This window comes from Streptomyces sp. CoH27, from assembly GCF_020181035.1.
Lineage (GTDB): Bacteria > Actinomycetota > Actinomycetes > Streptomycetales > Streptomycetaceae > Streptomyces > Streptomyces camelliae.
On record NZ_JAIQYY010000020.1, the window covers coordinates 162,990 to 170,331 of the forward strand.

Below are 7,342 nucleotides of genomic sequence, written 5' to 3' on the forward strand. Positions count from 1 at the left end.
CCAGCTCGCCCCACACCACGTACCGGTACTCCGAGGTGTACACCGGGGTGCACGTCGTCAGGGTGATGTAGTGGCCCGGCTTGGTCTTGCCGGACTCCTTCGGGATCTGGGAGATGACCTTGACGTTGTACTTCGAGGTCTCGGGGAGGATCGAGTAGACCTTGTAGACGTACCAGTCGTCCCGGGTCTCGAAGACGATCGGGTCGCCGTTCTTCAGCTTGTCGATGTTGTGGAACTTGGCGCCGTGGCCGTCGCGATGGGCGGCGAGGGTGAAGTTGCCGTCCTTGCCGGTCATGGGGAGCGCGGCCTTGACCGGGTCGGTGTAGTAGCCGGCCACGCCGTCGTTGAGGACGTCCGTGCCCGTGCCCTCCTCGACCAGCACCACACCGTTCTTCATCGCCGGCACGTGCAGGAAGCCGATGCCGTCCTTGGTGTCCAGCGCGCCCGGCCCGGGGTCCTTCTCCTGCGCCCAGTGGTGGCGGACCTTTTCTGCCTCTTTGTTCGCCTTGCGATCCGCTATCACGTTCGTCCACCACAGGGAGTAGACGACGAAGAGCGCGAGCAACAGGCCCACGGTGATGAGGATTTCACCGAAGACACTGATCGCCGTCGCGATCCGGCCAGGGCGCCGACGGCGCGCCACCGGCTCCGGCTCGGACGCGTCCGTGTGTTCTTCGGTGTCGTCGGCGGTCGCTGCCACTGTCTTCCTCTGCCCCTGTGTGATGAGCCCTACTCGATGAGCGCGTCCGGCTTGCCCTCGCTGCGCGGGCGTTCCTGGACCATCTTGCCCCAGACGATCAACCGGTACGTGCTGGTGAACTCCGGCGTACAGGTGGTCAGCGTGATGTAGCGGCCGGGCTGGGTGAAACCGGAGCCCTTCGGGACCGGGTCCAGCACGCTGGTGTTGGACGGCGAGGTCACCGGGAGCGTCGACGTCACCTTGTACACGTAGTACGTGTCCTGCGTCTCGACCACGACCGCGTCGCCGGGCACCAGCTTGTTGATGTACCGGAACGGTTCGCCATGGGTGTTGCGGTGCGCCGCGAGCCCGAAGTTGCCGGTCTTGGCATCGGGCATCGCCGTCTTCAGCGGGGCCTCGCCGTAGTGCCCGACCATGCCCTTGTCGAGCACCTTGGCGTTGCTGACGCCCTCCGCGATCGGCGCCACCACGTCCAGCTTGGGTATGTGCAGGATCGCGAAGCCCTGCCCCGGCGCGAAGACACCCGGACTGCGCTTGCCGCTGGCCCAGTCGTCCTGGAGCTGGTGCGTCTCGCTGCCCGCCTGCGCGTGCGCACGGACGTTGGTCCACCACAGCTGGTAGGTGACGAACAGCAGCATCAGCACGCCGGTGGTGATGAACACCTCGCCGATCGCCCGGCTCGCGACCGTGGCCGGGCTGGGCCTGCGCAGCCGCGCCTGCCGCCGGGCCTCCACCCGGGACAGCGGCCGGCCGGACTCCGGCGCCGTGACAGCCGCGGTCGTATCCCGGCTTCCGCCGTGCCGCCCGCCACCACGGCGCTTGGCGGCCTTTCTGCGGGCCGCACGGCCGCCGGCCGCGTCTCCGGTGACGGAGGAGGCTGAAGAGCCCTCAGAACCGCGTACGGGCCCGCTCTCCGGACCCGACAGCGGCTCAGGGGACGGGGCCGGGACCCGCAGCGCCATCGTCTCGTCGTCGAGGGGTGGCCGATACGGCTCCTCGTACTCCGCGTCGTACGACCACGCGGCGGACTCCACGACCCCCTGCCCGAGCGCACCGGAAGCCTCGTACGACTGATCCCCGTACGAGGCATCGGTCTCGCGCTCCGGGCGCAGCGCGGTCACGCCGTGGCCCTGCCCACCACCGGGGCGAGCCCCGCCGACCTCGCCACGGCACCCTCGTCGCCGCACTCCACCAGCCAGTTGGCCAGCATCCGGTGCCCGTGCTCGGTCAGCACCGACTCGGGATGGAACTGCACGCCCTCGACCGGGAGTTCACGGTGGCGCAGGCCCATGATGATGCCGTCGTGCGTGCGGGCGGTCACCTCCAGATCGGCCGGGACCGTGGCCGGCTCGGCGGCCAGCGAGTGGTAGCGGGTCGCTGTGAAGGGCGAGGGCAGGCCCGCGAAGACGCCCTTGCCCTCGTGCTCGACCAGCGAGGTCTTGCCGTGCAGCAGCTCGGGCGCCCGGTCCACCACCCCGCCGTACGCCACCTGCATCGACTGCATACCGAGGCAGACACCGAAGACCGGGACGCCGGTGGCCGCGCAGTGGCGCACCATCTCCACGCACACGCCCGCCTGCTCCGGCGTCCCCGGGCCGGGCGAGAGCAGCACGCCGTCGAAATCGTCCTGGGCGTGCGAGGTCGAGACCTCGTCGTTGCGCAGCACCTCGCACTCGGCACCCAGCTGGTACAGGTACTGCACGAGGTTGAAGACGAAGCTGTCGTAGTTGTCGACGACGAGAATCCGCGCACTCACTGGTTGTCCACCGTCACATCGTTGAAGGGCAGCAGCGGTTCGGCCCACGGGAAGACGTACTGGAAGAGGACGTAGATCACGGCCAGAATCAGTACGAGCGAGATGAGCGCCTTCGCCCACGCGTTCCCCGGCAGATGCCGCCAGATCCAGCCGTACATGCTGTTCCTTGCCGTCCCTTCCGTATCCCCACGGCACCAGACACACGCCGTACGCCACCAGACTAACGGCGCAGCGCCTCCGGTTCGCCTGTGTCCACAGGCTGGGTGGAATCCAGGTGCGCCCAGACGATCAGCCGGTGACTGTGCCCCCATTCGGGATCGCACGTGGTCAGGGTCAGATACCGGCCCGGACGCGCGTAACCGGACTTGCCCGGCACAGGGTCGATGACGTGGACATCCGTCGGCACGGTTTTGTAGGGGCCTTTGTCGATCCGATACGTGAACCAGGTCGTCCCGTCCGTGAGGACCACCGCGTCACCCGGCCGCAGCTTCGGGAAGTCCAGGAACGGATCGCCGTAGGTCCGCCGGTGGCCGGCCACCGCGAAGTTGCCCTCCTGACCGAGCCGGGCCGTGCCCTGGTAGTGGGCGAGCCCCTTGGCCAGCACATCCCGGCCGGTGCCCTCCAGGACGGGCTTGTTCCACGTGAAACCGAACCGCGGGATGTACATGATCGCGAAGGCCTTGCCGTAGTGGTACGGCGCCGGGTCCCCCACGGTCACCGTCTTCGTCGTCACGCCCGGCGTGTCGGCGGCCTGCTGCACGCTCCCCTTCGACCACTGCCGGTGCAGCTGGTCGATCTGGTCGTTCATGGCACCGTCGGCCCGCACACCCGTCCAGAACAGGATGTAGGCGACGAAGAGCACGATCAGGGCGCCGACGGTGATGCACAGTTCGCTGAAGGTCCTGAGGATCACACGCACCGGCGCCTCCGGTCACGGACGGCTGACGGATGGCTACTGCACGGGCTTCGCGTAGTGCAGATCCACTGTGCCCGAGTAACCGGGAAGAGTCACCGTCCCGTCGTCGGTGACTTTCCAGCCGAGGCCGTAGACGTTGACGTACACCATGTAGGTCTGGATCGCCTTGCTGTCCGCGAGGGCCTGCTGGAGCTTCCCGGGGTCGCCGATCGCCGTGATCTTGTACGGCGGTGAGTAGACGCGGCCCTGGAGGATCAGGGTGTTGCCGACGCAGCGCACGGCGCTGGTGGAGATCAGCCGCTGGTCCATGACCTTGATGCCCTTCGCGCCGCCCTGCCACAGGGCGTTCACCACGGCCTGGAGGTCCTGCTGGTGGATGACCAGGTAGTCGGGCTGGGGCGGGGGGTAGCCGGGGAGCTTGGCAGTGGCGTTGGGCGGGGCGTCATTCAGGGTGACGGTGACGCCGTGGCCGGTGAGCGGCTGGGTGCCGGCGCTCGACTCCAGCCCGGTGAGCGTGCGGTCCTGGGCCTTGCTGGTGCCGCCGTCGCTCTTGGCGAGGGACTCGACGTTCCCGCGCAGGGCCGCGTTGGACTCGTCCAGATCCTTGTTCTTGCGGCTGCGCTGCTGGATCAGGTCGGACAGCTTCAGCAGGGAGCCGTCCTGGCGGATGTCGGTGCCCTTGGCCGTGTTGAAGCTGGTGATGAAGATCAGCCCGGCGAGGGCGAAGACGGCGGCCGTCAGAATCCGCACCGGGCGCAGACGAAGTCGGCGGCCGGGGCCGGAACCCGTTGATCCCGTCCCGGGGGAGTCGGCAGAATTGCTCAACGTACCCTTATCTCCTTCGGCGCCACGGAAGCACTACGCTAACGGACGCGCCAGACCCAGTTACCTGCGCGGCCACGCAGCGCATCGACAGGAGAGACCCTCGTGCCGAAGTCACGTATCCGCAAGAAGGCCGACTTCACGCCGCCGCCGGCGAAGCAGGCGCAGGCGATCAAGCTGAACAGTCGCGCCTGGGTCGCACCCGTCATGCTGGCCATGTTCATCATCGGCCTGGCCTGGATCGTCGTCTTCTACGTGACCGACGGCTCGCTGCCCATCGACGCGCTGGGCAACTGGAACATCGTGGTCGGCTTCGGCTTCATCGCCGCCGGCTTCGGTGTCTCCACGCAGTGGAAGTAGCTCTCCCCAGGGCTATCCACTGAGTTATCCACAGCCGTTGTCCACACGGTGGGGAAAAGAAACGACGATCTGTGGATAACCCATCGAGTGTTGACGCCGGTGTGACTGCCCAACCGGTTCTCATACACCTGTTCGCCCCCTGTCCGACCTGGGAAAACACATCCGAGCGACAGGGGGCACAGCTGTGCCCGCACGCGGTGCACAAGATCCGGCACACGCTGTGGACAACGGTTCGGCAGCGGGGTCGCCGACAGGCCCGGATCAGGTGAGCTGAGCGGTCCTGACCAGCGTGAGCACCACCACGACGGCGAGGACGACGGCACAGGCGCCGTACTGGATCAGCGTCCGCTTCTCACGCGGGGCGTGGATCATCGCGTAGCCGACGGCGACACCGGCGACCAGGCCGCCGATGTGGGCCTGCCAGGCGATGTTCGCCCAGGTGAAGGTGATGATGAGGTTGATCACCAGCAGGGCGAGGATCGGCCGCAGGTCGTAGTTGAGCCGGCGCATCAGCACGCCGGTCGCGCCGAAGAGACCGAAGATCGCTCCGGAGGCGCCGAGGGAGGGCTGGAGGGGGTCGGCGAGCAGGTAGGTGAGCGCGCTGCCGGCCAGGCCCGAGACGAAGTAGAGGGAGAGATAGCGGGCCCGCCCGAGGGCCGCTTCGAGGGGGCCGCCGATCCACCACAGGCTGAGCATGTTGAACAGGATGTGGGTGATGTTGCCGTGCAGGAACATCGCGGTCAGCAGGCGGTAGTACTGCCCCTCGGCGATGCCTTGGAGGGGGCCGAACTGGACGTACGAGGCCCGTCCGATCAGCTCGAAGTGCTCGGTGACCGTGTTGCCCACGGCCTGCTGCACGAGGAACACGGCGATGTTGATGCCGATCAGCACCTTGGTGAGCAGCCGCGGGTCGGCCGTCATGGTGCCGCCGGCGATCGTGCGCGGCGTGGCCGCGGCCGGGGCGTGTCCGGTGCCGGAGCCTGCGCGCACGCACTCGGGGCACTGGAAGCCGACCGAGGCGCTGATCATGCACTCGGGGCAGATGGGGCGTTCGCAGCGGGTGCAGCGCACGCCGGTCTCGCGGTCCGGGTGGCGGTAGCACACGGGCACGCTGTGGGCGGCACCCTGCGCGCTGCCTTCGGCCTGGTCCATCGGTTCCCCTTGCTCGTCGTGGGCCCGCCCCCGGGCGCGCCCCGCCCCGCTCATCGTTGGTACGGACGAGCGGGGCGATTGGTTCCCTCAGGGGCCGGGGTGGGTGATCAGCCCTCGCGCGTCTCGATGACGACCGACTCGATGACGACGTCGGTGGCCGGACGGTCGTTGCGTCCGGTCTTCACGGCCGCGATCTCCTGCACGACCGCCTGGCTGGCCTTGTCGGTGACCTCGCCGAAGATGGTGTGCTTGCGGTTCAGCCACGTCGTCGGGGAGACGGTGATGAAGAACTGCGAGCCGTTGGTGCCCGGGCCGGCGTTGGCCATGGCCAGCAGGAACGGGCGGTCGAAGGACTTCTCCGGGTGGAATTCGTCCCGGAACTGGTAGCCGGGGCCGCCTATGCCGGTACCCAGCGGGTCGCCGCCCTGGATCATGAAGCCGCTGATGACACGGTGGAAGATCGTGCCGTCGTAGAGCTTGTCCTTGCTGACGGCGCCGGTGCCCGGGTGCTTCCACTCGCGCTCGCCGCGGGCGAGCTCGACGAAGTTCTTGACCGTCTCGGGCGCGTGGTTCGGGAAGAGCTCGACCACGATGTCACCGTGGTTGGTCTTCAGGGTGGCGTACAGCTGCTCGGCCACGATCTGCCTTCCGTTGTCTTTCTGTGACGCCCCGATCCTCGCACGGCCGTGCCGGTACGTCGCCGGTCGGCCGGGACTTCCGCGACTTCGGCCGGGTAGGCGGCGCTCGGCACCGATCCGTGGCAGGGTCGACGGCAGGCCCGGCTTGCCCGTTATCCCCCATCGATGGGGAATCAGCACCCATATGCCCGCCCTCGCGTGCCGCGCAGGTCCCCTGCGGGCATGATCCGTAAAAGGGTGGAAAGTCGAATGACCGTACGCCACCGAGGAGGAGGAACCCGTGACCCGCATCGACAGCGTGCGCGCCGCGACCGGCTCGGCGAAGGACAGCGTGCTGCACGCCGCGGAAGTGGTGGCGCCCTACGCCGACACGGCCAAGGAGCGTGCCGCGCTCTACGCGCACGAAGCACGCGTACGGCTGGCGCCCGTGATGTCGCAGGCCGCCGATCAGGCCCGCGTGCAGTACGACGCCCGGCTCGCCCCACGTCTGGAGCAGGCCCGTACGCATGTGCCGCCGAAGGTGGACCTCGCTGCCCAAGAGGCCGCCGCCCGCACCCGCAAGGCGGCCCGGCAGGCCGCCGAGTACTCGCGTCCGAAGATCGAGCAGGCCGTGGCCGCGGCTGTGCCGGTCCGTGACGAGGCAGCCGCCCGCGGAGCCGCCGCCCTGGTGGCGTTGCGCGGGCAGGTCTCGGCCGAGGACATCCAGAAACTGGCCCGCAAGAACAGGCGTCGTTGCCGGGGCGCCCGCGCCGTCAAGGGGCTGGCCGTGCTGGCCCTGCTGGCCGGCGGTGCCTTCGCGGCCTGGAAGTGGTGGGACAAGCAGGCCAACCCCGACTGGCTGGTCGAACCGCCCGCCGCGACGGAGGTGCCCACGTCGGGCGGCGGCACGGTTCTGGACCCGGAGGTCCAGGCGAAGCAGGCGGAGGAGGACACTGGCGGCGAGGACCGCGAGTAACGCTCATCTGCCGAACGGGCGTGGGGGGGGGGGGGGGGGGGGG

10 protein-coding genes are annotated in these 7,342 nt (G+C 68.7%); 2 read left to right on the forward strand and 8 right to left on the reverse strand.

Going from position 1 to position 7,342, the window contains the following annotated elements; genetic code table 11:
* The 6 genes from LE548_RS31155 to LE548_RS31180 all read right to left on the reverse strand — a co-directional run.
* A partial coding sequence (locus LE548_RS31155; protein WP_225100335.1) for a class E sortase occupies positions 1-700 on the reverse strand: 700 nt, incomplete at its 3' end.
* Between the two features lie 29 nt (positions 701-729).
* A complete protein-coding gene (locus LE548_RS31160; RefSeq protein ID WP_225100336.1) occupies positions 730-1,821 on the reverse strand; it encodes a class E sortase in 1,092 nt (363 codons plus the stop codon).
* Positions 1,818-2,456 carry an aminodeoxychorismate/anthranilate synthase component II gene (locus tag LE548_RS31165; protein ID WP_225100337.1) on the reverse strand — a complete coding sequence of 213 codons (639 nt, stop codon included), beginning with the start codon at positions 2,454-2,456 and terminating at the stop codon, positions 1,818-1,820. The genes LE548_RS31160 and LE548_RS31165 overlap by 4 nt, the downstream gene beginning before the upstream one ends.
* Positions 2,453-2,614, reverse strand: coding sequence for a hypothetical protein (locus tag LE548_RS31170; protein WP_225100338.1), 162 nt, complete (start codon positions 2,612-2,614; stop codon positions 2,453-2,455). Before LE548_RS31170 ends, LE548_RS31165 begins: the two co-directional genes overlap by 4 nt.
* A gap of 62 nt (positions 2,615-2,676) precedes the next feature.
* Positions 2,677-3,375: a class E sortase gene (locus tag LE548_RS31175; protein ID WP_225100339.1), complete on the reverse strand. Its 699-nt coding sequence runs from the start codon at positions 3,373-3,375 to the stop codon at positions 2,677-2,679.
* Between the two features lie 33 nt (positions 3,376-3,408).
* Positions 3,409-4,197 (reverse strand): DUF881 domain-containing protein, encoded by a 789-nt coding sequence (locus LE548_RS31180; RefSeq protein WP_225100340.1) that lies wholly within the window; start codon positions 4,195-4,197, stop codon positions 3,409-3,411.
* A gap of 102 nt (positions 4,198-4,299) precedes the next feature.
* Here LE548_RS31180 and crgA point away from each other — a divergent pair, with 102 nt between their 5' ends.
* Positions 4,300-4,554, forward strand: a complete 255-nt coding sequence (gene crgA, locus LE548_RS31185) for a cell division protein CrgA (RefSeq protein ID WP_225100341.1) — start codon at positions 4,300-4,302, stop codon at positions 4,552-4,554.
* Positions 4,555-4,815: 261 nt separating this feature from the next.
* On the opposite strand, the gene LE548_RS31190 is transcribed toward crgA, so the two are convergent.
* Together LE548_RS31190 and LE548_RS31195 are read right to left on the reverse strand one after the other, a co-directional pair.
* Entirely contained in the window at positions 4,816-5,706 is an 891-nt protein-coding gene (locus LE548_RS31190) for a rhomboid family intramembrane serine protease (protein ID WP_225100342.1), read from the reverse strand.
* A 107-nt stretch (positions 5,707-5,813) separates the two neighbouring features.
* A complete protein-coding gene (locus tag LE548_RS31195; protein ID WP_225100343.1) occupies positions 5,814-6,344 on the reverse strand; it encodes a peptidylprolyl isomerase in 531 nt (176 codons plus the stop codon).
* 280 nt (positions 6,345-6,624) lie between these two features.
* Between LE548_RS31195 and LE548_RS31200 the strand changes: the two genes are divergently transcribed.
* Positions 6,625-7,299, forward strand: a complete 675-nt coding sequence (locus LE548_RS31200) for a DUF5324 family protein (protein ID WP_225100344.1) — start codon at positions 6,625-6,627, stop codon at positions 7,297-7,299.
* Positions 7,300-7,342: the final 43 nt, after the last annotated feature.